Genomic DNA, 26,440 nt, shown 5'->3' on the forward strand with positions numbered 1-26,440 from the left:
TATAAATATTGGCAAATAATTAAACTTTTATAAAACCTTTAACGCTCCTAACTAAATTAAGTCAAGTGCAATAACAGTACTATAGTGATAAAGTTTATTCTTTTTAGAAAACCGCCCCTTCCGCGCGATAATCTTTTACTTATTAGCAGGGGTATCTAAACTAATGGTTATTCTTTATTTTCAGGTGCTTCGCGGGTTAATTTGTTTTCAATCCTTTTGTCAGGAATAAACCACAGGGCGGCAACCACACCGTATAACACAAAGCTAATTACAGGACTTAGCCAGGATAAACCAATTGCCGCAGCATATATAATTACAGAACTTTTTGCTTTCCAATCGCGCCCTAACACATTAGCAATAACAGAATTTTTACCATTATGCCTGATCAGCGCTTTTTCCAGAATGGTATATGCAAGGCCATTCATCGCCAATATAAACCCGTAGCAGGCTACTGGTAATTGGGTAAAATGGTTTTCGCCAACCCAACCGGTTACAAAAGGAATCAGTGACAACCAAAAAAGCAGGTGAAGATTGGCCCATAATATTGCCCCGTTTACCGATTTTACGATATGGAACATGTGGTGATGATTGTTCCAGTATATCCCCACATAAATAAAACTCAGTACATAACTTAACAAAACAGGCATCAGCGGTTTTAACGACGCAAAACTTTCACCATGAGGCACTTTCATCTCCAGCACCATAATAGTGATGATAATGGCTATAACACCATCACTAAAAGCCTCTATCCTCGATTTACCAAATGCCATAGATTTTTATTTATGATCAACTTTAATTTTTTACGCCGAATGCCTGGTATCTTTTCATCGCTTCAATAAAATAGTAGTCAGCATAAGTCAGAGGCACATTAACCTCGGTACCTCCTGGCAAATGACCTACGCTATGCTCCAATATGAAACCTCCATTTGTTCCGGCTGGTGCTTTATAAGCTGGTGATGATAATGTTTTCAAAATAGTTTCGGCAGTTGTAAAATATTCCTGCCCCATATTGTTATCCGAGTAGCGGCAAAGCTCCAGTAAAGCCGAAGCCTCTATTGCAGCAGCCGAAGCATCCTTAAGCGCATTGGGAATATTGTTAGCATTATAATCCCAGTAAGGTATCTTATCAGCAGGCAGATTAGGATTTGCTAGTATAAACCGGGCAATGTTTTGCGCCTGTTCCAGGTATTTTTTGTCTTTGGTTTCACGATACATCACAGTGTAACCATATAAACCCCACGCTTGTCCCCTGGCCCATGCCGATTCGTTAGCAAAGCCTTGTGCTGTCTTTTTTTCTTTGACCGCCCCCGTTTGGGCATCGTAATTGATCACGTGATAGGAGCTGTAATCGGGTCTGAAATGATTTTTCATGGTAGTATTGGCATGGGTAACCGCTATTTTGTAATAGCTGGAATCGCCGGTTTCATGAGTGGCCCAGAACAGCAGTTCCAGGTTCATCATATTATCAATGATCACCAGGTAATCTGACGGGTTTTTAGAATCCCATGATTTGATACAGCCCACTGTCGGGTTAAACCTGGTTGATAACGATTTAGCACTGTTGATTAAAATTTGTTTATACTCCGGTTTAGGCTCAATCCGGTTAGCATTACCAAAGCTGCAGTACATCATAAAACCCAGATCATGCGTATGCGTATTGAATTGTTCCTTAGATAGTACACCCAATATACGGTTAGCTTCGGTCAGTAACTGCTGATCGTGGTTCTGCTCATACAGATACAATAAACTACCCGGATAAAAACCGCTGCACCACCAGCCCGAATTGCTGTTTTCCTGTTTTTTGGTATCAGGGTGATATGTTTTTGGAAATTCCTGCGGACCTATCTGCCGAGCCAGAAATTTATATTGATTATCCGCATCCTTAAAGTTTTTTTTGATGGTTGATAACAGTCCTTTCTCCGGCTTAAAATTATTTTGGGCAAACAGATTTAAGCTGAATACGGAGAATAAAAACGCACAAAAAACAACAGGTAGAATTCTGGACTTCATAAAAGGCATTTATAAAATTTGGCTGAGGGTAAAAATGCAAATTTTGATTGAAATTGCAAGCAATATAATTTAACCACTAAGCATAATGTTATAACGGAGCTCTTTGTTACGTAATAGTTATCTTAACCGATCGTTTATCAACCGAATTATCATGGGCATTATTTATAAATATCTCTCCCCCGCCGAACTGCACCGGATAGCCGAAATTGACCGCGCTGAAGAAATACGGGAAAGCTATTACCTGCATAACGATCAATTACTTTTAAAACCAGACCGGCAAACCGTTACCCATTTCGACCAGCAGGAACTCGACGAGATCATCTTGCGGCAACATAAACTAATCAGTACCAATGGACGGGTTATCGGGGCTTTTGATGACAACTCGCTTGTTGGTGTTGCCTCTATAGATGGTGTAAAAAGAGGCATCCAACATAATTATCTTAAAATGGATATCCTGTATGTGAGCAAGCGGGTACGCGGGCAAAAAGTAGGGCAAAATCTGTTGGAACAATGCAAAACTATTGCAAAGGGTCTCGGAGCCGAAAAACTATACATATCTGCCACACCAACCAGGGGCACCGTTGATTTTTATTTAAAGAACGGCGCCATCCTAACCAAAGAGATTGACCCGGGGTTGTTTGCCCTTGAACCAGAGGATATTCATTTGGAATTGAAGATATATTAAGTCTTAGACACAAAGTCAATGATCAGATCTTTGCCATGTTCCTTCAAAAAATCCCTAACTTCCATTAATGCAAAACCCAATAAATTTAGTCCTCGCCAATTATTAGGATTATTGATTTGTTCATTATCCTGTGCTAAGCCAACTCCCCAAATGGTATCTACAGGGCTGGCTTCTACTAAAACTCTTTCACCAGTATTTATCAAATATTGGGCAAATTCAGGGTGCTGGTTAAATTTGTGGATATTACCGTTAACTACTATTTGATACCTTTGATCTCTCCAGATCATTTCATCAAAATTTTCAACCATTCTGCCAAATTCTTTTACTTCACCTGGGCGATTGGCTTTGAGAATTTTATCATGATTCTTTTGATCCCCAAATAAAAGTGCCTTATTGGCCATCATCCAATGCTCCGCCGTTTTGTAAGTTATACCACCAACCGTGAACGGTAACTCAAACCATTGACTAAAGCAAAATTTTCCCACCTGCTCATGTGGCTTCTTATTATGTCCCCAGAAAAATAAAAATTTAACAGGCTCCTCATTATAATATTTTTCAATAAGCCACTGTGTATGATAGTTTTGTTTCATTTGTCGACATATTAAAGAGCAAAGCAAACATACTCATCGCCCGACTTACTCCCTATTTTACCACCGCCACAGGCTATAACCAGGTATTGTTTACCATCAATGGAGTAAGTGGCTGGTGTGGCATAACCTGCTGCAGGTAGCTGAGCCTCCCATAATACTTTACCAGTTTTTTTGTCAAAAGCGCGGATCTTTTCGTCCTTGGTAGCGGCTATAAATACCAGACCGCCTTTGGTTACCAGCGGACCTCCATAGTTTTCGGTGCCGGTAACTGGGATACCCTTTTTGGTCAGTTCGGCGTACTCGCCAAGCGGTACTTTCCATAATAGTTTACCCGTAGTCAGGTCTACTGCATTCAGCGTACCCCATGGTGGTTTTATGCCGGGATAACCGTCCTTATCCAAAAAGCGGTTGTAGCCTGTCATGGTATAAGGCACTTCGTCCACTACTTTTTTCTCAGCTTTTGTACTTACATTACGATTTACTGTAGGTTCCTTCGCTACTGCTTTGCTTGCCTTCGTATCAGGTAATTTCAGCAAAAACGCCAGCAGGGCCTTTTTATCTGCCGGGGCTATTTGTTTAAAAGATGGCATCATATTGCGCCCGTTAGCGATGATCTGGCTGATCTGCTCCTCTTTATATTTTTTGCCGATGTTCACCAGTGACGGGTATGAAGAACCATTACCCTTTAACTCAGGCCCATGGCAGCCGATACAATTTTTGTTATAGATCACCTGCCCCATGCCTTTTAACGATTGATCGTTGCCACCTTTTGGCACATCGATCATCACCTGCGCCCAGGGCATTTCGGAGCAGTTGATATACATGATTTTTGACTCGGCATCAACCGCCGCACCGCCCCATTCACCACCACCATCAAAACCCGGAAATATCCAGCCACCTTGTTTACTGGGCGGGGTAAACATCAGCCTATTTTTAACCTGGTTATACTTTTGCAGCATATCCTCGTGGGTTTTGGGCGAAATATCGGTCACGTCCTCCGGATTAAAAGTTTGCCTCGTAAAAGGTTCGGGTAAAGTTGGAATAGGCTGTGTTGGCCACGGTTGCTCTCCAGGCAGCGCCATGGTGGGCACTGGTTTTTCTTCTATCGGGAATATGGGTTTACCATTGGTTCTGTCGAACATAAAGATATAACCATGCTTGGTGATCTGCGCCACGGCATCTATCTGTTTGCCATCATGCATGATAGTCACCAGGTTGGGATTGGCAGGTAGGTCACGATCCCACAGATCATGATGAACTACCTGGAAATGCCATTTGAGCTTCCCTGTAGCCGCATTCAGCGCGAGTAGAGAATTGCCAAACAGGTTTTGCCCTTTGCGGAAACCGCCATAAAAATCGCCACCGATAGAACCGGTCGGGATGTATACTATACCACGCTTTTCATCCAGCGACATGCCTGCCCAGCTGTTGGCACCGCCAAATTTTTTCCAGGCAGCGGTATCCTGCCAGGTTTCGTACCCCTTTTCGCCGGGATGAGGTATCGTATGGAAGATCCAGCGCATTTTACCTGTACGGGCATCATAAGCCCGGATATGCCCCGGCGCGGCATCGGCAGATTCAGCCACACGGGTACCCACAATAAACAGATCATGATACACCACACCCGGTGTGGTACCTGCCACAAACGACTTTGTTTCACGTCCTAGATCTTTAGTGAGATCGATATATCCGCCCAGTCCGAATGTTTTTACGGGTGTGCCTGCTTCAGCATCAATGGCGTAAGTTTTAGAGCCTACACTATAAAAAATACGCTTTTCGCCGCCTTTTGCATTTTGCCAGTAGATCACTCCCCTGCTCACTTTGTAATAAGCCATCGGATCGTTTTTACCGGCAGTATCCACACTTGCCGGGTCAAATATCCAGCGCTGCGCACCCGTAGCGGCATCCAGGGCAAATAGTTTCAATTTAGGACTTGTACCATACAGCACACCATTAACCACAATAGGGTTACACTGGTTCTGGCTGCGGTTGGCAGTATCTTTATCCTTTGTGCTGAAGGTCCAGGCTACTTTTAGATGATATACATTGCTTAAATTGATCTCGTCATTGGATGAATAGCGGTTACCTTCCTTAGTGCCAGCATAGGTTTGCCAGCCATTGTAGGCTGTTGGTAGCATTGTTGGTTTGTTTTTGCAGGAACTGTAGAGTATAACTACTGTGCAAAACATTATTGGGAGGTAACATATCTTCATCATATATAAAATTATAAACTTTTCAGATGCCCTTTTTTCCACTCATCAATAGTAACTTTCGCATTAAAAGAAATGATTCCACTACCCTTAGAAGCTTCATTCAATGTTTCTAAGGCACGTTTTTCATTTATTGGCAATAGGTAAGTAGCTGCCCATACTCGGATGTTTAAATTGGGATCATCCAAAAATTGATTTAGGCAATCTATCTGATCAATCTCTTTCAGGTAAGTTATAACCTTGAAAATTAAATGATAATTTTTATTAGCTAGCTTATAATTTCCTGTTCCCGTTGCCTCACCATGTACCCTTGCAGCCTCTTTAAATGTTTCTATCGCAGTAGCAACATCTTTTATCTTACCCATCACATTACCCTATTTCTTCACCAAACTCGCCGGTGCCACCTCATGACTTAGTAGTTGCCCAAACAGCTCCCAGCGTTTTTGCGGATCTTTGGCAGTACCACCGTTACTTTCAATATAGTTTTTTACCAGGTCGAGCCCATAATTATAGTTGATTACATAGCTGCGGTATTTTTTAATGAAGCTGAGCGATTTATCAGCCGTTTCATCGTTCATGAGGCAGTATTTGGTGAGATAGGTTCTGGCCTTATCGCGCGACATGGTATTGTTTATCAGTCCCCTGGCAGCTTCGTTACGGGCATAGTTCAGGTTACCTTTGATAGTCAAAGCTTTGAAATACAGATTGACACCGGTTGTATCTAAACCTGCCAGCGGCAGCAGCACACTTTTGGCAAATTTCACTTTTTCATCACCCGGGAAAGCTACCTCGATGCCATAGTTGGCACTCCCCTCTGCAATTAACGATTGCGGACTAAATAATGGGTACAGCGAAATCTCCACCCAACCTTTATCGTGGTATAAATTCTTTTCCAGCAGCGTATTATACACATGGTGACCGGGATAACTTTCATGACTGCCCACATCAATGGCCCTATCTATAAATATTTTCAAATCGGTATTGATCTGTACAGTACTTTTATAACCACCCTTGTACCAGTTATAACCACTCCAGGGTTTATTGGTTACATATTCCAGCGTAAAGGTTTCACCAGCAGGTAGCTTATAGTGCGCCAGGGTACGTTTTCGGGCTTCGGCAATAGCGGCTTTGATCACCGGGTCGAGTTTATCCTTGGGGATAATAAACTTATTGGCCAGTTTCTGGAAACGATCGTTCACGCGGCCCTTGCCGGGTAAAATACTGTCCAGCTGCGCTATCTGGGCCTTAAAATAGTCTTCTGTATAAACCGGAGCGGTTACGCCGAACAGTTCGCGGGATTCCTCATCAAATGGGCGTTCCTCACCAGAGAAAATGCGTATCCGGCGACTAAAAGCCAACAACTGATCAGACATCCAGTCGGCCCTCATTTTATTGGAATCAACTACAGCTGAGGAGGATACAGACCTTAACTCATTCATTAAAATATTAGCATCGGCCAGCAGGCTGTCCTTCGGGAACTCCTTGGCAGGCTCTGTTTTGGGCTTCAGCGAATCAGGGCCATAATAGGCGTCCACAAAATCGGAATCATACTGCCCTATAGTAAGGCCTAGCTTCACATATTTAACAGCCAGGCTGTTAAGCTTTTGATTTTCGCGGTTACGGGCAGGGTCCACATTGCACGAAAGGATAAACAATATAGGTGCAAAAAGCAGTAGTTTTTTCATGGTAGATTTTCGGGGTGATGTAAAAGTGGAACAAGATAATAATTCCATTGTTTATAAAATAAAAAACACAGGATTGGCTCCTGCCTACGCTTCGCTTTTCGTCTGCGGCGGAAAAGGCGTAGAGAAATTATTAAAAAACGTCATTGCGAGGTACGAATCAATCTCTATACTGTACAAAGCGGCTCTGTAAGTTGGGGATTGCTTCGTACCTCGCAATGACGCGTGGTGAGAAATGGGGTGTTAATAATTCAATAATTAACTTTTACTTCCAATCAAATTCAACTGTTTTCCCGTTCAGTTTCCATTTTTGGGGTTGCATGTTATCCATCCAATCCAAAGGCTCGCCTATGGGTTGCGGTTTGGCTGCCTGAGCAAAGGCTTGTTTTATAGCAGCTTTTTGCTCGGCACCAAGAGCCTCGGGCTGGGCCGATATAAAGAGCGGTGCACCGCTTCCGGCCAATAGTTCCAGCCATTGTTTATTTCTTTCCCAGGAAATATCTGTGGTGAGGCCCACGCAATCGCCATCTACCGCGTAAAATTTATCGTGCTGCGGCAGGCGGAAGGCTAGTGTGTTCACGCCCATTTTGCGGGTACGATCCCATTCGTGGCCACTGGTATCGTCGCCAATACGGCACATCTCAAATACCCCCGCCGATAGATGACTCATGGTATTGCAGCCAATAATGTAGATACCATCGCCGGCAGACTCCCGGATAGCGGCATACAGATCATTAATAATTTCGGCGGTGGTTCTGCTGCGGTCATTAAAATTCCAGCCGGGTGCGGTAATGCTGTCTTTCATGCCGGCGCCCCATCTGCCGGTAATATCATAGGTGCTAAAGTCATGCTTCACCATATCATACCCCCATTGTTTATATACATCAAAATTATGTTTGATACGGGCGATGTTCTCGGGGATAGTAGGATCGAGTACAGGATTCTTCGGATCGTCCCTGCCGGGTATTTTGGGAGCCAGCAAGCTGGCTTTTTCGTCATGACGAGCACAAAGCGGGCGCATCCACAAACCGGGACGCATACCCAACTGCTTAATCTCGTTGGCCATCAGATGCATATCCTTAAATTTATCGTTAGGCCTGGAGAAATCATCGTTCCAGCCGCCATCACCTGGTAATAAAGGCGAGTAAGTTGCCCAGCCTGCATCTACTACCGAAAAGGGGCGATTATGGGTATCGGTCACCAGCTCGGCCATCATGGCTGTTGTCTTCTTAATCAGATCAAAGGAATTATTACCATAGGCAAAATACCAGTCGTTAATACCATAAGCCGGTTGTTTAGGCAAACGAGGATTTGGGCACATCATACCGCAAAACCTATGGGTGGTGTAAAAAGCGTTTTCGCCCGGGCGATTGTTAGTGGTGATGATATCCGCCGCATGTAATTGGCGCGTGCCTAATAATACGCCGTTACCGCCGGAGTGCATATCTAAAGTAAGTTCCAGGCTATCATTGGTCAAGCCCCACCAGCAAATACTTTTACAGCCTGTCTTTACACCAAAGCAGGCGGTTTGCTTATCATCATGAATGATTACATACCATGGATTTTTAACATTGTTGGTCTGGGTTTTCCATTGTAAATCGCCATAAGAGCGCTCCCAGTGATCGCCCAGGAATTTGGAGTTGGGCGATAAATGATGCTTCCATTTCAGGCGTACAGCATTGAGTTGCTGTGTTGGCGAAGTAACAAATATGCCTTTGGCATTACCACTGGTTTTAAAACTAACGCTGATGTCCTTATAAGTAAATAAAGTACCATTGGTACCCTTTAACTTAAACCATTCATCGCCAGATTGTGCCCAAACTTCGTCCGGAGCGTTAATGGCCGTAGTTTGAGTTGAGGTAGCATGGGTAATCCTGCTAAAGAGTACGGCAGCCGTGGCAGCCGAAGAAAGTTTTAAAAAGTGTCGCCTTTGCATAGTTGTAAATTGGTATTACAACGTTACTAAAAGGATTCAGCTAATAAAAATATTTTGAAGGGAAAATCCCTCTGGTTTTCGTTATCTCCTTTCCGGGCTAAGGTGTAAAACCCCATCGTAACATCCAATCCTAATCCTCAATTTCTGCACCTTACCTGTCCATTATCATCAAAAATGTCCGGAATCGATCACTTTTTAAAAATCAAAAATACATAAGTAACTAATAACCAATTTTTTAACAATGGTATAGCTCTTGCAAATCCCTATCCCAAAAAGCATAACAATGGATAAGGAAATAACTCTTGAAGTAACCACGCAAAAACGCCGGAAAACCACGATGATCGTCTTGATCGTTATCAGTGGCTTGGTGCTGGCTGTATGGATACTGAGGGGATTCATCAAGTCGTCAATAAACAGAGGCCAGATTACCGCGTCCGCGGTTGTAGTGGGCAATATCGAAAATACCATCAACGCTACCGGCGAAGTTTTACCGGAGTTTGAGGAAATTATCACCAGCCCCATCAATGCATCCATCAAAAACGCCCTGATGGATGCCGGTAATAAAGTGAATGTGGGGCAATCCATCATCACCCTTGATAAAACCACTACTCAAACCGAATACGACAAGCTCAACTTTCAGCTGGAATCAAAACGCAACGAGATCAGCAAGCTCAAACTTGATCTGAACAAAAGTTTTTATGATATCCAATCGAACAACGATATCAAGCAGCTCCACATCAGCAACCTGGCAGATGCAGTTGAAAATGCCAAGCGCCTGTACAAGGCAGGCGGCGGTACCCGCGAAGGTATTGAACAGGCCGAGCTTAACCTGAAAGTGGCCCAGCTGGAAAAAAAACAGTTGGAAAACGAAATTAAAAATAAGCAGCAAACCATGCAAATAGAGATCAAAGAAGCGGAGATTGCTGCGGCCATACAGGAAAGTGATCTGAACGCACTGCAACGTAAACTACAACTGGCCAATATAGTGGCTACCCGTAAGGGGGTTATTACCTATGTAAATAAAAACATAGGCGCCAACATACATGAGGGCGAAACGCTGGCCCGCATTGCAGATCTGGGAAGTTTTAAGGTACAGGGCAGTATATCCGATAACTCGGTTGATCAGTTACACGCGGGTATCCCGGTGGTCATCAGGTTTAATGATAACCAGTTACGCGGACATGTAAGCAATGTATCCCCATCTATCCAAAACAGCATTATTTCTTTTGATATCCAGCTGGATGATCGGTCCAGCAAGCTGCTACGGCCCAATATGAAAGTTGATGTTTTTCTGGTAACCGCAACGCATAGCAAGGTAATGCAGGTAGCTAATGGGCCTGCATTTAAGGGATCGTCTGTACAAGACATTTTTGTGATCAATGGCGCAAAAGCCGAACGCAGGACAGTTCATATCGGCCTAACCAATTTTGATTTCGTGGAGATTAAAGACGGGGTGAAACCTGGTGATGTGGTGATCACTTCAGATATGAGCGAGTATAAAAACTCGAAAGAAATAACGATAAATAACTAGGGTAAAAAGACAAATCATTGCGAAGCCCTCTCGGTTGGGTGAGGCTCTTTTGCAATGATGCTTAGAATAACAGCATGAAAATTTTATACATTATAAGTTTGTTGACCATGAGTGCAGGGGCATTTGGCCGCAGCAACAGCGATACGCTGCGGCTAACCCTGCAGCAGGTGGTTGAAATGGCCAAGGCAAACTCTATAGCCGCCAAACAGGCTGCTACCGTGCGCGAAACCAAGTACTGGGAATATCGTACCTATAAATCAAACTATCAGCCGCAGTTGGCTTTGAGTGGTACCTTGCCCGATTATCAAAAAACTTTTTCGCAGGTGTTTCAGCCCGATGGTACTATACTGTTTCAGCCCGTTCATAATGATAACTCACAACTGCAACTTGATTTTAGTCAGAGCATTACCGCCACCGGAGGTACCATTTATGGCAGAACCCAACTGCAGCGTTTTACTGATTTTGACAGGCATAGTGCATTATACAATGGTGTTCCGTATAGTATTGCGTATACTCAGCCGCTTTTTCAGTTTAACCAGCTCAAGTGGGATAAAAAAATTGAACCGCTAAAATATAACGAGAGTAAACAGAAATACATTGAAGACCAGGAAAATATAGCCGTTACGGTTGAAGGATATTTTTTTGATCTGTTGCTGGCACAGGTTAACTTGCACATTGCCGAAACAAATTACAGCAACACTCAAAAAATAATGGCTATAACCAACATTAAATTTGAGTTAGGTAAAGTATCAAAAAATGAGATATTGCAATTGCAACTGGAATTGATTAATGCTAAAAAAGCCGTGGGTGCCGCAAAACGCGACATAGAAATTGCTACGCTTAATTTGCGTAGCTATATCGGGCAGGAGGATGATAGCAAAATTGTGTTGGCTATACCCGAAAACATCAGTCAGATGAATGTTACCTCGGATAAGGTTTTGGCCGAGGCCTATGCTAACCGCGCAGACGCCATAGGCTTTTTAAGGCGCATTGCCGAAGCCAAAAGAGATGTAGCCAAAGCCAGGGGTGAAACAGGCTTGAAAGCTACCTTGAATGCCAACCTGGGCTTTTCAAATACGGCCACCAGTATTCCCGGAGTATATAATAATCCGCAAAATCAGCAGATAGTACAGTTAACGCTGTCTGTGCCTATTCTGGATTGGGGCAGGTCAAAATCGCGTACCAAAACAGCATTGGCCAACCAGCAACTTACTGAGTATACGGTGGAGCAGGATAAGCAAAATTTTAAACAGGGAATATTTACACAGGTATCGCTTTTTAATTTGATGAAGGAGCAGCTGGTGTATACCGCCGAAGCCGACAGTATAGCCTCAGAAAAGTACAAAATAGCCCGTGAACGCTATGTGCTGGGCGACCTGAGCATTACCGATCTGGGTATAGCCTTTCGCGAAAATGACGCAGCTAAGCGCGATTATATTACCTCGCTCCGCGATTTCTGGGGAGCCTATTACCAGCTGCGTTACCTATCGTTATATGATTTTGAAAACAACCATAAAATAACGTACCAGTAGATTTAAGTCAAAATTCAAAAGTAAAAAATCAAAAAGAAATCAGTCATTCACTAATTAACCTAAACCTTATCACTAAATCAATAATTAATCTAACTCACTCATTCACTAAATCAATAATTCAATAATTAAATAATATGATACGTTTACAAAACATTGAAAAAGTGTACCGTACAGATACTATAGAAACACTGGCCCTCAACAGCATCAGCCTGGATGTAGCCAAAGGCGAATTTTTATCTATCATGGGCCCTTCGGGCTGCGGCAAAAGTACGCTGCTGAATATCATGGGCTTGCTGGATACACCATCTAAAGGTGATATCAAGATAGGTGATCAAAAGACCGATCATTTGTCTGACAAGCAACTGGCGCAGTTCAGGAATCAGAAATTGGGTTTTATTTTCCAGAGCTATCACCTCATCAATGATCTGCAGGTACTGGATAATGTAGAACTGCCCCTGTTGTACCGCAACACCACAGCCAAAGAACGTAAGGCGCTGGCTACAGAAGCTCTCGCCAAAGTAGGCTTATCCAACCGCATTAAACATTTCCCTACACAACTATCGGGTGGTCAGCGGCAACGTGTGGCAATAGCCCGGGCTATTGTGGGCCGCCCGGAAATTATACTGGCCGATGAGCCCACCGGTAACCTGGACAGCGCTATGGGTAACGAGATCATGGACATCCTCATTAACCTTAACCGTAACGAAGGCACCACCATTGTAATGGTAACGCACGATGAAAATATGGCCCATAAAACCCATCGGCTGGTACGCTTATTTGATGGTTCGCAGGTTCAGTAATACATCAGCTTAAAACATTAAGATCATGCTAAAAAATTACTTTAAAATAGCCATAGCGGTATTAAGGCGCAGAAAGTTCTTCACCTTTATCAGCTTGTTCGGCATCAGCTTTACGCTTACTATATTACTGGTACTCACGTCTTTTCTTGATAAGGTTGTAGGTGACAGTTATCCTGACAGGAAACGCGACCGCTCATTGTATGTAACGCATCTTCAAGAGGATGGTAAAGATGGACAAAGCTCAAGCACATTATCCTACTATTTTTTAAGTCACTTTGTAAGTAGTTTAAAAACTCCGGTTAAATTGGGCATATCGTCAACTTATGAAGGTACAAACACCTATGTCAACAATAAAAAGATAGCCGTAAACTATAAATACACCAATGCCGACTACTGGGACATTATGGAATATGATTTTATTGAGGGTAAAGCTTTCAATAAGCAGCAGATAGATAATGCCGATAAAGTAGCCGTGATATCTGAGGATATGAAAAGAGCGTATTTTGGCGATATCCCATCCGTAGCAGGCAAATATATCGAGGCTGATAATGTAAAATACCGAGTAATAGGTGTAGTAAAAAACGTACCGATAACCAGTTATAACTTATACAGCGATATATACCTGCCTTATACAGTAGCAAAAACAGATTTTACGAAGGGGAAAGGATACCTTGGTGGCTTTACCGCTGTAATGTTGGCTAAATCGGCAGCGGATGTACCACGCATGCGCAATGAATATGATGCTATGATGCGCCGTATACCCATGGAAAGTAATCGGTTCAATAAAATGTATAGCCATGCCGAATCATATCTCAGGAGTTATGTGAATACGGGTAACGAGAACACATCTGGCGTAACCATTGTGCTTACCATTATAGTCATATTTGTTTTATTGGTAACTGTGCTCCCCACACTTAACCTGGTAAACATCAATATTACCCGAATTATGGAACGTTCATCAGAAATTGGGGTGCGCAAAGCTTTCGGGGCTTCATCGGGCACGCTGGTGTACCAGTTTTTGATAGAGAATATTATACTCACGCTCTTAGGCGGGCTCATCGGCTTAATATTGGCATTCGTTGCCATACAGGTAATCAATAGCTTTCATCTGATCCCTAACCTGGTACTGTCAATCAATTTTACAGTGCTGGGTATCGGTTTGCTGGTTTGTTTTTTCTTCGGCTTGTTATCGGGTGTTTACCCGGCCTGGCGCATGTCAAAGCTCAATGTAGTAACTGCTTTAAAAGCCCAATAAATATTATTAACATTTAAATCACGATATAATGTTCAAGCATTTATTTAAACTGATCTGGAACAAAAAGAAACAGAACTTTTTGCTCATGACCGAAATGTTGTTCTCGTTTCTGGTACTGTTTGCTGTATTTACACTGCTGGTGTATTATTACGATAACTATAAAAAACCGATGGGTTTTGAGTATCAGAATGTATGGGTAATAAGCTACAACAACGCTTACCAAACAAAGAGCACCGACTCGCTCAACACCTATTATGAAATTTTACGCCAGAATATTAAGGCAATGCCTGAGGTACGGGATTTGAGCTTTTGTAGCTTTAATACCCCATTTACCAATAATATGTCGCAAGGGCGTGTTACCTACCATAAAAAAGAGTTTTACCATATGAACTTTTATACGGCTGATGACAGTTACCCGGCCACTATGAATATGCAGATATTGGAAGGGCGCTGGTTTAATAAAACTGATATAGTTGCCAAAGACAAGCCTATCGTGATCAATAGCGACACTAAAGAACAATTGTTTGGTAAGGGAACTGCAGTAGGTCAGTTAATTTCTAATGGCGATGATAAAGATAAAATGATGCGGGTGATAGGCGTAGTACAAAGTATTAAAGTGAAAGGCGATTATGCACCTGCTGGTTTAGGGCTCTATCAACGGTCAGACACCGGCTCACTCCGTTGGTTTGGTAAAATCATGGTGCAGGTTACCCCGGGTGCCAACGCTGCTTTTGAAGGGCGCTTATATAAAACCCTGGCCAACTATATGAAAAATTCAAACGTTGAGATAGAGCATTTAACCAATAAACGTACAAGCATCAATTATTTTACCCTGGTACCCATGATCGTGCTGAGTATTGTAGGCGTTTTTCTGGCTATCAATGTTGCACTGGGGCTTTTCGGGGTGCTTTGGTATAACATCAACCAACGCCGTGGAGAAATTGGTTTGCGGCGGGCGGTTGGCGCCAGCGGTGGAGCTGTTTCGTCACAGCTTATTTATGAATCCATGATTCTGGCTACCTTGTCATTAATTGTGGGGTCTTTTTTTGCCGTGCAGTTCCCTTTGTTGAATGTTTTTGATCTGTCGGCAGGTATTTATATTTCTGCTATGTTGCTGGCTATCTTGTTTATTTATACGCTGGTATTCCTGTGTTCATTATATCCTGGCAGGCAGGCCGCGGCAATTTATCCGGCGGTAGCCTTACATGAAGAATAAATTACGATATTAACCTGCTATTATGATATTGGTTATTGATGATGATTTAGCGGTACGCACCTCTTTAGTATTGTTGCTGAAAAGCGAAGGCTACGATGTGCAGTGTACCGAAGGCCCGGCCGAGGCACTAAAGGTTATCCGCAAGCAAAGCCCGGAGCTGATTATACTCGACCTTAATTTTTCGATAGATACCTCGGGCAAGGAAGGGCTCGACCTGCTGACCAAAATAAAGCAGATCAACAACACCATTCCCGTAATACTGATAACCGGCTGGGGCAGTATTGAACTGGCCGTAGCCGGTATGAAAATAGGCGCCAGCGACTTTATCAATAAGCCCTGGAGCAACGAGCACCTGGTACAATCGGTTAAAACCCTGCTCGATCTGCAGGACAACAAGGCCGAACACCGCACCCGTAAACAGCTTGATAAAAGCTACAACTTTCAGCACATTATTGGTGAAGACCCTAAAATGCTGGATATACTGGAAACCATAGGCCGCGTAGCCCAAACTGATGCATCGGTACTCATCATGGGCGAAAGTGGTACCGGTAAGGAACTGATTGCCGAGGCCATCCACCAAAATAGTTTGCGTCGTAACAAACCATTTATTAAGGTAAATCTGGGTGGTATCAGCACCTCTCTGTTTGAAAGCGAAATGTTCGGCCATATCCGGGGCGCGTTTACCGATGCACGGTTCGACAGGATCGGGCGTTTTGAAATGGCCAACAAAGGCACCATATTTCTGGATGAAATTGGCGACCTGGATGCCAGCAGCCAGGTAAAGCTGCTGCGTGTACTACAGGATCGCACCTACGAGGTGCTGGGCAGCAGTCGTACCAAAACAGTTGACGTACGGATAGTTTGTGCTACCAACAAAAACTTAAATGAAATGGTGAGCAAGGGTACGTTTCGCGAGGATCTGCTTTATCGCATCAACCTTATCACCGTTTACCTACCCGCCCTGCGCGACAGACCAAAGGATATCCCCCTGCTGGTGGAATTTTTTATCAATAACTTAAAAGAAATTTATAACCGGCCAAAGCTATCGGTAGCACCGGGCGCTATGAAATGGCTGCAGCAGCTGCCGCTGCCGGGTAATATCAGGCAATTGAAAAACCTGGTAGAGCGCTCCATTCTCGTCAGTAAAAAGGATGAGTTAGGTATTGATGATTTCCGCTCACAGTTGGAGCTTTCGCCGGTAAAAAAGGGGAATATGCAACTGCCTGGCGTGGGTACCCTCACGCTGGAAGAAGTGGAAGTAGAGATGATTAAACGGGCAATGGATCATCATAAAAACAAAATAAGCCGTGCCGCCGCTGCTCTGGGCCTCACGCGTAGTGCCCTGTACCGCCGCCTCGATAAATACCAGATACCTTACGATGAAGCTGAGGATTAAATATATCTTATTTGTGGTTATACTGCACCTGCTTACGCTGGTGCTTACTTACTTTATTTTTAGCGATAATAAAATATTCTTCATCGCGTCGGAGGTGGTGGTCATCATTTCTGCCGTCATAGCCTGGCAGCTTTACCGCCAGTTGATACAACCCCTTAAACTATTGATGCAGGGCGTAGAAGCTATTAAAGACAAGGATTTTAACGTAAAACTGATATCCACGGGCAAACATGAGGTCGATGAATTGATTGAGGTGTATAACCGGATGATGGATGAGTTAAGAAAGGAGCGTACCATGCAGGAGCAGCAGCATTTTTTTTTAGAGAAACTGATCTTTACTTCGCCAACGGGTATCATCATACTGGATTATGACAACCGTATCCAACAGGTAAACCCGAAAGCTTTACAATTGCTGTCGGTTAGCGAAGAAAGCCTGAAAGGGTATTCTATTGATGAGTTGGAGCACCCGTTAATACAACAGATCAGGGAACTACAATCAGGTGAAACAACGGTGGCCCGGGTTGATGGCATCAGCTCGTTCAAACTGCAAAAATCACATTTTGTGGACCGGGGTTTTTCCAGGCATTTTATCATGATTGAGGACCTTACCGCCGAGATCCTGGCTGCCGAGAAGAAGGTTTATGGCAAAGTGATCAGGATGATGGCGCATGAAGTGAATAATACCATTGGCCCGGTAAATTCCATTATGCAATCGGCAATGGGTACCGATCAGCTTTGGGAAAGCCACGAGTTTGATGTGCTGAAGGATGCCCTGCAAATAGCCATGGACCGCAATCAAAATCTGAACCATTTTATGCGCAACTTCGCCGATCTGGTGAAACTTCCGCCGGCTAACAAGCAACCCATCATACTGCAAAAGTTAATCAATTCGGTAGCAACGCTTATGAGCGCTAAAGCCCGTGAAAATAAAGTGGTGTTTGAGATGGAACTACCAGCCGATGCTATTCACATCCGTGCAGATGAACAGCAATTAGAGCAGGCATTTATCAATATCGTTAAAAATGCCATTGAGGCTATTGAGGATGGCGGCATAATAAAAATTACCGCCATACCTGCTAAACGTCTGCTAGTGATCACGGATACCGGCAAGGGTATCAGCGCCAGCGAACATGCCAACCTGTTTTCGCCATTTTTCAGCACCAAAAAAGATGGGCAAGGTATCGGTCTCACCCTGGTTCGCGAGATCCTGATTAATCATGGCTTTGAATTTAGCCTCAAAACCGTAGCCGATAAGCAAACGGAATTTACAATACATTACAATTGAGCCAATAAATGATTTAACAAAAATCAAAAATCCGAATAAGCTGCAGGATACAGGAAAATAATATCCGCGTGCGATACATTATTCTGGTACTCGGGCTTTGAGGAAAGGCTTTTCCAGTAGGCATCATTACTAAATGTTTCCCAATGCTTATCCCTGTCGGCCTTGTTATTAAAAGTGGTCATGTACATGAGGTTAGGCATACGGCTGCCTGAAATCACTTCCGAGTAAAATACTGCGTTAAAGCCCAGGCGTTTAAACAATCCCACCTCGTCTCCAATATTAAACATGCGTACTTTATTGAAATTATATTTCTCGGTAGCACTTTCGTAGCTGCGCAGTTCGTACACCCTATCGGCTTTGGCGCCCGTTAAATTGGGAACAGCCGGACCCGGCATACCGGGGAAAGCCTGCAACACGATAGTTTCTATACGGGTATAGGGCGCATCTTTATACCCGGCGTTGATGTAATCGTCGCCATTGGTTAAGTATTCAGTATCGCCCTGTAGTTTTTTGTCATTATTTACCAATTTATCAAAGGTGGAGAATGGTGTAAAAACATAAATGCGCATATCGGCGGTATCCTGCTTAACCGGTTTAAATACCCCCACATTTTTTACACCCACCCGGTGCATAGCCGGCACATAGGCCTGCTCCAGGTAACGTTCTATCCTCCCCTCCTGCGCTGTTGTTTTATAATGATATATTTTTAGCTGATAGTAAAACCTTTTAGCTGCCATAGCCGAAGAGGCCGAAAGGCCCAGCATAAAAAATAATATCAACGCGAACAGTGAATAGCGGGTTTGGTAAAGTGATTTCATGAGTTTATTAAAATGGTAAAGATAGGTTCAAATCTGATGATTTTTTGTTTTTTTCATCACTATTAAAAATAATTTATAAGAGTAGTTCGATCAAAATAAGGAGACTCCGATGGAGTTTATAATGTTGATTATACAATATACTATAAACAGGTCGCTCCTCCGGAGCATAGATAGCTCAAGGCTCCAGCGGAGCCTCGTGTTTATAGAAAACATATGATCATCTTTCGACTCCATCGGAGTCTCCTCCTTATTGAATTAGTATTTTATCAGACCGGATTTACGCACCAACAAAAAAGCCCGCAAGCATATTGCTTACAGGCCCTGGATTTATTAAACAAATACGGGATATTATAATTCGCGCACCCAGATATTCCGGAAGCTAAGCGGTTCGCTTTTATCGCCATGAGCCTGCAATTTAATTGGCGCAGCACCATGTTTTTTACCTTCGTAAGATGCCTTGCCAATGTATTGGGTTGGGCCCCATAGTTCAAAGTTATTTTCAACTAAAACACCGTTATAAAATACGGTAGCTTTGGCTGCTGATTTTAAAGAACCATCCTCGTTAAATACCGGAGCGGTCCAAATCACATCATACACATTCCACTCGCCTGGTTTACGACCAGGATTTGCCAATGGAATAGCTTGTTTGTATAAGCTGCCCGCCATACCATTAACATAAGTTTTATTGTTGTATGAATCTAAAACCTGTAATTCATAACCTGCATCGCCTTTGCCTAATGAAGCCAGGAAGATACCACTGTTACCACGGGCCTGTCCTTCTCCTGTAATGTTGGCAGGTACGCGCCACTCGATATGCAACTGGTAATTGGTGAATTTTCTTTTGGTTTCAATGTTACCCTTGGTTTTATCAACGGTTAAAATACCGCCTTTAACCACCCATGATGCAGGTGTCTGGTCGGCTACAGAAACCCACTCGTCCTGATTTTTGCCATCAAACAAAACAATAGCGTCAGAAGGGGCCTCGCCTAAAACTTTACCCGGAACAACTACTTTTGGTATCGGTTCCCAGGTTTCAGTATCTTCTGGTTTTGCCTGTTGCGCATTAGCTACAAAAAAGCTTCCTGCTAAAAGCGCTGTTAATACAATTGGATATTTCATATCAGTATTATAATTGGTTTTAAATTGTTTTTAGTATCAAGTAGCTAGTATCAAGTATCAAGACACCTTTTATCTTTGGCTTCAATTCCTAAAAAGAACAAAAATCTTGATACTTGATACTAACTACTTGATACTACACGTGTAATGTATTCTTCAAGTACGATGCACTTTTGGCAATACTTACATACGGATCGATATTGGTATAGTTTTCCTGCTCCACAATAAAGTGTTTAATGCCGGCAAGCTTGGCTTTACCCAAAATGGTTTTAAAATCAATGTCGCCATTACCAATTTCGGTGTTCAGGTTGGCATTGGTTTTATCCCTGTCTTTAATGTGTACAAAGGTAAAACGACCCGGATGTTTCTGGAATATAGCTACAGGGTCCTGACCGGCACGAACTACCCAGTAAAGGTCCATTTCCATATTTACCAGTTTAGGATCGGTATTGTTTAGTATCACATCATAAAAAGTAGTATCGCCAACCGGGTGCCACTCAAAATTATGGTTGTGGTAACCCAGCTTTAAACCTGATGCTTTACAGATCTCGGCAATTTTATTCATCTTTTCGGCTACGCCTTTGCAATCGTCAACCGTTTTGATGAAGTTGTGGTTTAGTGAAGGGATGATGATATAAGTTTGACCGATGGTGTTAGCTACTTCAATATAAGCCTTCAAGTCATCGGTTTTACCTTCGCCAAAATACTGATCAAGACCATAGTGACCGCTTGGTGTGCTCAAGCCGTTATCCTTTAATAGTTGACCAAAATCTTTACCTGGTAAGCCCCAGTAACCTGTTTGTTGATTAAACCCAAAGGTTTCTACTTCTTTATAACCGGCTTTAGCAACCTGGGCAATTACGCCTTTTACATCTTTTGGCAGTTGGTCGCGCAGGCTGTATAATTGCAGCCCCACACCATTAGTGCTTTTGGCCGATAGTAAATTAGGTTTTATCATCACACCTGCCGCAACTAATCCGGCTTGTGCTAAGAATGTTCTTCTGGTTGTCATGTATAGTTATTTGGTTAATGTATTTGTTAGAGCGGCTGCAAAGCTTAAGGTCTAAACATCGCAAATATGTACCGCCTTACGTAAAGAAGCAATATGATCTGGCTGCTTGGGAATAAATTCCTGTGCTACATAGCCCTTATGCCCTACCCCTACGATAGCTTTCATAATAGCCGGATAATATAATTCTTGCGTATCATCGATTTCGTTTCGGCCAGGTACACCACCGGTATGATAGTGCGCGATGTATTGATGATTATCACGTATATTGCGGATCACATCGCCCTCATCTATCTGCATGTGGTATATATCGTACAGTAGTTTAAAGTTTTCGGAACCTAGCCTTCTGCAAAGTTCGGCGCCCCATGATACACGGTCGCACTGGTAATCTTTGTGATCAATTTTGCTGTTCAGCAATTCCATTACCAGTACTACGTTATGTTTCTCGGCCAGTTCAACCATTGGTCTCAAACCTTCCACACAGTTGTTCCATCCGGTTTCGTTATCCTTACCCCGGCGGCTACCGCTAAAGCAGATAAGGTTTTTATAACCTGCTGCCGCCACTTTAGGTATCATTTCCGAATAGTTTTTCTGCAACTGGGCATGAAACTGTTTATCGCCAAAACCATCGGTAAGGTTTATTTCGGCGCCATTACACATGGATGAATACAGACCATATTTTTTAAGCGTAGGCCAATCAGCTGGGCCAACCAGGTCGATACCTTTAATACCGATATCTTTGGCCGCTTTACAAAGTTGCTCCACGCTTATATCGCCGTAACACCAGCGGCAAACGGCGTGATTAATATTTCCTTTTAGCGTATCAGGTAACACCATTTGTTTCTCTTGTTCGGTTGACGTAAATGAAGTAAGCACGCCCGACGCTGTGATAGCAGCCGTGCCCGCAAGCATGTTTTTGATAGCCGATCTCCGGTTTTGGTTTGATGCCATTGATTTAGTTATTAGGTGCAGGTTCGTTAATAGCTACGTTATCTTTTTTATCCTTAAAGAATAGTACAAACAAGATAAATACTACGGCCGCGATACCGGCAGGTATCAGCCATATCATTTTCCAATCGTGCCCGGCAGGGCTGTTATAGCTGTCGGATATTAATCCGGCAATATAAAACCCAATCAACATACCCACGCCATAAGTAGCCAGGGTTATCATACCCTGTGCAGCGCTTTTATATTGGATGCCAGCTTTTGAATCTGTATAGATCTGTCCGGAAACAAAGAAGAAATCATAACATACACCATGAAGCGCTATACCTATGATGAGCAGGAAGCTCAGTTCGCCGGCATTACCGTAGGCAAACATGGCATACCTAACCGCCCACGCCAGCATACCCACCAGGATTGTTCTTTTAAACCCGAATTTCTTAAAGAATATAGGTAAACAAAGCAAAAACAACACTTCTGAACCCTGACCAATGGCCATTTTTCCGGTGGGATTATCAACCTTAATATCGGCTAAAAACGCACCTGCATTTTGATAGTAAAATGCCAATGGAATACATATCAGGATAGAAGCTACAAAGAAAACAGCGAAATTTTTGTCTTTCAGCAGTTTCAATGCATCCAGGCCAAGTACCTGCGAAATGCTAACCTTCTCGTCTTTAGCAACCTTAGGCGGCGTATTTGGCAAAGTGAAGCTGAATAAACCCAAAACCAGGGAGGCAATTCCTGCCATCAGGAACGTATTTTTTAAAAAGCCCTGTGCAATGCCGTTTGGAGAATCCCAGTGAAACAAATAGCTGATGGATACACCTGCCAATATCCACCCCACAGTTCCCCAAACACGGATAGAAGAAAACTCCTTTTCCGGATCTTTCATCTGGTTAAATGAAACCGAATTTACCAGCGCCAGCGTTGGCATATACAGCACCATATAACCCAATACGTATGGATAAAATCCTGCAACATCTGAGGCCTTGTACATCTGGTACATTAAAACAGCACCGGCAATATGCAGTATGCCCAGTATTTTTTCGGCATTAAAATACCTGTCGGCAATTAAACCGATAATAAAAGGTGCAATAATAGCGCCCCACGATTGAGTGGAGAATACAGATCCGGCCTGAACACCTGTGGCATGCAGCGTTTTATCTAAAAATGCGCCCAGTGTTACAAACCATGCTCCCCAAATAAAAAATTCGAGGAACATCATAGCAGAAAGTTTTACCCTGATTCCAGTGGTCATAATTGATTTTGTAAGGTTTATAATTGGTTAGGTTTATTTTTTTAATGACAAAATGTATTTAACCATTTCCTTAGCATCATCTAATGACAAAGTTGGGTGAGCAGACATCGGGATATCGCCCCAGTTACCTTTACCACCGGCAATAACTTTTTTAGCCAGGGTTTCAATATTGGTTTCGGTGGCTGGATATTTAGCGGCAACGTCCTGTAATGCAGGTCCTATTACCTTGGTATCAACCTTGTGGCAAGTGTTGCAATCGGCAGCTGCCATTAAACTTTCGCCTTTGGCCGAACCTGCTGATCCGCCAGCCGCTTCTGTACCTGTTTTTGCAACAACAGTATCAGCGTTAGCATCAGCTGCTTTTGCGGTTTGGTTTGCCGCGCTGGTGCTGTCGCTGCCACCTTTGGTTGATGAATTGCTGCCACAAGCTGTTACTACCGCGCTGATACAAAGAATAAAAAAAGCCTTTTTCATGAGTGTTTTTTTGTTTTTTAATAATAACCTGACAGGGGAATATCTGTTTTAGTTGATTACAACTGCCGGTTTACTTCTGTTTTTTGGTTTTTGATTAACGAGGGCGAAAAATACAATTTTTTATCATAATCAGTGTACTTTTTACACCGCAACTGTGCTTAATGGTTCACTTTTTTTCTTGCCGCGCATATAAAATACCAAACCGGCAAATGCAACTATCAATACTACGGGAATAATGAGTGTGGTATTCAGCACTTCGGGACCTGCGGCCGATCGGGCTGCATCAAAAGCTTTGGCCATATCCGTACCCGCAGCAGCCGACCGGTAAGCATCCAGACTAGCTCCTGCCGGAAGTTTCTGGGTCATGATAGCATCATAATGCCCCCCCATAAACATCATATAAATAGATACACCGAACATACCTGCACCGCCCATCAGGTTTAAGCCAACAGCTCCGGTACGTGGCAGATTTTCGGCCACAAAGCCTATCATACATGGCCAGAAGAAGGCGACACCTAATCCAAAAACAATAGCTGCCAGATAAATAGCATCGCCATGCAGGTGAATCATGAGGTAAATACCCAATGCCGACAATATTGCCGAAATAAGCAATACACCCTGCGGCGCTACACGATGTACAATTGGACCGGCAAATGCCCTGCCCAACACCTGCACCGAGGCCACAAAAGTGAGTATCAGAATAGCATTATCGGTTACGGTTTTAAATAATACGTCTGTCCACTGGTTGGTAAACAGCTCTGTAATAGCGGTACCAAACATACAAACAATCATGAACACAAATAATGGATTGATGAGCGCCTTGTACATATCGCCCGTGCTTACACCAGCAGACACTCGCTCGGTAACCGGGAACTCCAGTTTGGAGAACAGGAAACCATAAATTAATGTTGGGATAAGCATAATGGCTACTTCCAGCTGTGAAATCCAATAAGGTTTTGGAGATACGCCATGTGCTAAAGTCGTATCCAGCCCAAACACAATCAATGTACCTATCACAATGCCTGCCGGAAACCACAAGTGAAAATGGTTAAGCTTGGTAGTTTTATTATCGGTATAAAGCGAAGCTACCAAAGGGTTACAGGAAGCTTCGACAGTACCATTGGCGATACCGATCATCAGTGTCGACAAAAACAGTGTCCAATACCCGTTTGCAAAAATGGTTAGCAGGATGCCTATCAAATGGAAAATAAAAGCTGATACCAGCAATTTTTTCATGCCTATAATATCTACAATAAAGCCCCCCACGATGATAGCTAACGGGAAGCCCCAAAAAGCCGTTGCAGCAATGGTGCCGAGTTCTGAAGCGTTAAGGTGAAATCTGACACCTTGGTCGTTCAAGATACCGGCACGGATGCCGAATGATAATGAGGTTACTAACAGGGATAAACAACTGGCCCTGAAGAGCTGTGTACGGTTAATGGCTTGCATTTAAAAGATAATTAGGTTTAATTGAATTGGTTAATTGGTATACCAAATATAATGCTTTTATCTTCCCACTTATCACCTGCCTATTTTGTCATCCTGAGCGTAGCGAAGGATCTATTCGTAAACATGTATGCAGACAAACAGATCCTTCGCTACGCTCAGGATGACAAAGTATTTTCAAGATTGGGTTTATATCCCCAGCGTCTTCCTGTTAAATGCATCATCAGAGCCTGATGCGGCAAAATCATCAAAGGCACGCTCGGTAACCCTGATGATATGATCCTTGATAAAGATGGCGCCTTCTCTTGCCCCGTCTTCCGGATGTTTAAGCGCGCATTCCCATTCTAATACGGCCCATCCTTTAAAATCATATTGGGTTAATTTGCTGAATATCCCTTTAAAATCAACCTGACCATCGCCCAGTGAGCGGAAACGGCCCGCGCGATCAACCCAATTTTGGTAACCACCATAAACACCCTGACGACCGGTCGGATTAAATTCTGCATCCTTCACATGGAACATTTTGATGCGCTCATGATAGATGTCGATAAACTCCAGGTAATCCAGGCACTGCAATACAAAATGCGATGGATCATACAGGATATTGGCACGTTTATGATGACCAACCTTATCTAAAAACATTTCGAAGGTGATACCATCATGCAGGTCTTCGCCTGGATGCAGTTCGTAGCAAAGATCAATACCGTTTTCTTCGTACACATCCAGGATAGGTTTCCAGCGTTTAGCCAGTTCATCAAAACCTGTTTCTACTATGCCTGCCGGGCGTTGAGGCCATGGATATACCATTGGCCAAAGCAAGGCTCCGCTAAAAGTAACAGAAGCTTTAAGTCCTAAATTTTTTGATGCCTCTGCAGCATATTTCAGTTGCTGTACCGCCCATCTTTGTCTGGCAGCCGGGTTATTGCGATAAGCTTCTGGAGCGAAAGCGTCAAAAAGCGAATCGTAAACCGGGTTTACAGCCACCAACTGACCTTGCAGGTGGGTTGATAGTTCGGTAATTTCTAATCCGGCAGCGTTTACAATGCCTTTGATTTCCTCGGCATAAGTTTTGCTTTCGGCGGCTTTTTGCAAGTCGATAAAGCGTGCATCTAAAGTTGGCAACTGAACACCTTTGTAACCCAGGCCAGCGGCCCATTTACAAATTGATTCCAGGCTGTTAAATGGTGCAGTATCGCCTATAAATTGCGCTAAAAATATGGCTGGTCCTTTTATAGTTGTCATAGTT

Annotated in this window: 24 protein-coding genes; 9 read left to right on the plus strand and 15 right to left on the minus strand. The window is 43.2% G+C overall.

Features of this window, described 5'->3' with window-relative positions:
• Positions 1–167 precede the first annotated feature (167 nt).
• Complete coding sequence (locus G7092_RS08350) at positions 168–770, minus strand: TMEM175 family protein (RefSeq protein ID WP_166088063.1); 603 nt, start codon at positions 768–770, stop codon at positions 168–170.
• 22 nt (positions 771–792) lie between these two features.
• Positions 793–2,010: a glycoside hydrolase family 88 protein gene (locus tag G7092_RS08355; protein WP_166088065.1), complete on the minus strand. Its 1,218-nt coding sequence runs from the start codon at positions 2,008–2,010 to the stop codon at positions 793–795.
• Between the two features lie 151 nt (positions 2,011–2,161).
• On the opposite strand from G7092_RS08355, the gene G7092_RS08360 reads away from it, so the two are divergent.
• Positions 2,162–2,695: a GNAT family N-acetyltransferase gene (locus G7092_RS08360; protein WP_166088067.1), complete on the plus strand. Its 534-nt coding sequence runs from the start codon at positions 2,162–2,164 to the stop codon at positions 2,693–2,695.
• On the opposite strand, the gene ybiA is transcribed toward G7092_RS08360, so the two are convergent.
• From ybiA to G7092_RS08380, 4 genes are all read right to left on the minus strand, one after another.
• Positions 2,692–3,285, minus strand: a complete 594-nt coding sequence (ybiA, locus tag G7092_RS08365; RefSeq protein ID WP_166088069.1) for a riboflavin biosynthesis intermediates N-glycosidase — start codon at positions 3,283–3,285, stop codon at positions 2,692–2,694. The genes G7092_RS08360 and ybiA overlap by 4 nt on opposite strands.
• Before the next feature lie 11 nt (positions 3,286–3,296).
• Positions 3,297–5,423 (minus strand): outer membrane protein assembly factor BamB family protein, encoded by a 2,127-nt coding sequence (locus G7092_RS08370; RefSeq protein ID WP_202985238.1) that lies wholly within the window; start codon positions 5,421–5,423, stop codon positions 3,297–3,299.
• Positions 5,424–5,509: 86 nt separating this feature from the next.
• Positions 5,510–5,860 carry a DUF2019 domain-containing protein gene (locus G7092_RS08375; protein WP_166088071.1) on the minus strand — a complete coding sequence of 117 codons (351 nt, stop codon included), beginning with the start codon at positions 5,858–5,860 and terminating at the stop codon, positions 5,510–5,512.
• A gap of 9 nt (positions 5,861–5,869) precedes the next feature.
• Positions 5,870–7,180, minus strand: a complete 1,311-nt coding sequence (locus G7092_RS08380; protein WP_166088073.1) for a hypothetical protein — start codon at positions 7,178–7,180, stop codon at positions 5,870–5,872.
• On the opposite strand from G7092_RS08380, the gene G7092_RS08385 reads away from it, so the two are divergent.
• Complete coding sequence (locus G7092_RS08385; RefSeq protein WP_166088074.1) at positions 7,179–7,370, plus strand: hypothetical protein; 192 nt, start codon at positions 7,179–7,181, stop codon at positions 7,368–7,370. The two genes, G7092_RS08380 and G7092_RS08385, sit on opposite strands and share 2 nt — an antisense overlap.
• Positions 7,371–7,442: 72 nt before the next feature.
• Here the strand turns inward: G7092_RS08385 and G7092_RS08390 are convergent, their stop codons facing one another.
• Positions 7,443–9,113 (minus strand): alpha-amylase family protein, encoded by a 1,671-nt coding sequence (locus G7092_RS08390; protein WP_166088076.1) that lies wholly within the window; start codon positions 9,111–9,113, stop codon positions 7,443–7,445.
• Positions 9,114–9,396: 283 nt separating this feature from the next.
• Here G7092_RS08390 and G7092_RS08395 point away from each other — a divergent pair, with 283 nt between their 5' ends.
• The 7 genes from G7092_RS08395 (at position 9,397) to G7092_RS08425 (ending at position 18,128) form a co-directional block, all read left to right on the plus strand.
• Positions 9,397–10,644 (plus strand): efflux RND transporter periplasmic adaptor subunit, encoded by a 1,248-nt coding sequence (locus G7092_RS08395; protein ID WP_166088078.1) that lies wholly within the window; start codon positions 9,397–9,399, stop codon positions 10,642–10,644.
• A gap of 74 nt (positions 10,645–10,718) precedes the next feature.
• The gene (locus tag G7092_RS08400) at positions 10,719–12,176 is read left to right on the plus strand and encodes a TolC family protein (RefSeq protein WP_166088080.1); all 1,458 of its coding nucleotides are present in this window, start codon (positions 10,719–10,721) and stop codon (positions 12,174–12,176) included.
• 134 nt (positions 12,177–12,310) lie between these two features.
• On the plus strand, positions 12,311–12,976 hold the full coding sequence (locus G7092_RS08405) for an ABC transporter ATP-binding protein (protein ID WP_166088082.1): 666 nt from the start codon (positions 12,311–12,313) through the stop codon (positions 12,974–12,976).
• A gap of 25 nt (positions 12,977–13,001) precedes the next feature.
• Positions 13,002–14,231 carry an ABC transporter permease gene (locus tag G7092_RS08410; RefSeq protein ID WP_166088084.1) on the plus strand — a complete coding sequence of 410 codons (1,230 nt, stop codon included), beginning with the start codon at positions 13,002–13,004 and terminating at the stop codon, positions 14,229–14,231.
• Between the two features lie 28 nt (positions 14,232–14,259).
• On the plus strand, positions 14,260–15,447 hold the full coding sequence (locus G7092_RS08415) for an ABC transporter permease (RefSeq protein ID WP_166088086.1): 1,188 nt from the start codon (positions 14,260–14,262) through the stop codon (positions 15,445–15,447).
• 22 nt (positions 15,448–15,469) lie between these two features.
• Positions 15,470–16,843, plus strand: a complete 1,374-nt coding sequence (locus G7092_RS08420; protein ID WP_166088088.1) for a sigma-54-dependent transcriptional regulator — start codon at positions 15,470–15,472, stop codon at positions 16,841–16,843.
• Positions 16,827–18,128 carry a sensor histidine kinase gene (locus tag G7092_RS08425; RefSeq protein WP_166088090.1) on the plus strand — a complete coding sequence of 434 codons (1,302 nt, stop codon included), beginning with the start codon at positions 16,827–16,829 and terminating at the stop codon, positions 18,126–18,128. The genes G7092_RS08420 and G7092_RS08425 overlap by 17 nt, the downstream gene beginning before the upstream one ends.
• A gap of 23 nt (positions 18,129–18,151) precedes the next feature.
• Here the strand turns inward: G7092_RS08425 and G7092_RS08430 are convergent, their stop codons facing one another.
• The 8 genes from G7092_RS08430 to G7092_RS08465 form a co-directional block, all read right to left on the minus strand.
• Positions 18,152–18,946 (minus strand): NIPSNAP family protein, encoded by a 795-nt coding sequence (locus tag G7092_RS08430; RefSeq protein ID WP_166088092.1) that lies wholly within the window; start codon positions 18,944–18,946, stop codon positions 18,152–18,154.
• Between the two features lie 348 nt (positions 18,947–19,294).
• A complete protein-coding gene (locus G7092_RS08435; RefSeq protein ID WP_166088094.1) occupies positions 19,295–20,065 on the minus strand; it encodes a 3-keto-disaccharide hydrolase in 771 nt (256 codons plus the stop codon).
• A 133-nt stretch (positions 20,066–20,198) separates the two neighbouring features.
• On the minus strand, positions 20,199–21,074 hold the full coding sequence (locus G7092_RS08440) for a sugar phosphate isomerase/epimerase family protein (RefSeq protein ID WP_166088097.1): 876 nt from the start codon (positions 21,072–21,074) through the stop codon (positions 20,199–20,201).
• A 51-nt stretch (positions 21,075–21,125) separates the two neighbouring features.
• Entirely contained in the window at positions 21,126–22,022 is an 897-nt protein-coding gene (locus G7092_RS08445; protein WP_166088099.1) for a hydroxypyruvate isomerase family protein, read from the minus strand.
• 4 nt (positions 22,023–22,026) lie between these two features.
• A complete protein-coding gene (locus G7092_RS08450; protein ID WP_166088102.1) occupies positions 22,027–23,274 on the minus strand; it encodes a nucleoside permease in 1,248 nt (415 codons plus the stop codon).
• A gap of 33 nt (positions 23,275–23,307) precedes the next feature.
• A complete protein-coding gene (locus tag G7092_RS08455; RefSeq protein WP_166088104.1) occupies positions 23,308–23,748 on the minus strand; it encodes a c-type cytochrome in 441 nt (146 codons plus the stop codon).
• Positions 23,749–23,889: 141 nt separating this feature from the next.
• Entirely contained in the window at positions 23,890–25,197 is a 1,308-nt protein-coding gene (locus G7092_RS08460) for an MFS transporter (RefSeq protein WP_166088107.1), read from the minus strand.
• A gap of 186 nt (positions 25,198–25,383) precedes the next feature.
• Complete coding sequence (locus G7092_RS08465; protein WP_166088109.1) at positions 25,384–26,436, minus strand: sugar phosphate isomerase/epimerase family protein; 1,053 nt, start codon at positions 26,434–26,436, stop codon at positions 25,384–25,386.
• Between the last annotated feature and the right edge of the window lie 4 nt (positions 26,437–26,440).

The organism is Mucilaginibacter inviolabilis (assembly GCF_011089895.1).
In the GTDB taxonomy this organism is placed as follows: Bacteria; Bacteroidota; Bacteroidia; order Sphingobacteriales; family Sphingobacteriaceae; genus Mucilaginibacter; species Mucilaginibacter inviolabilis.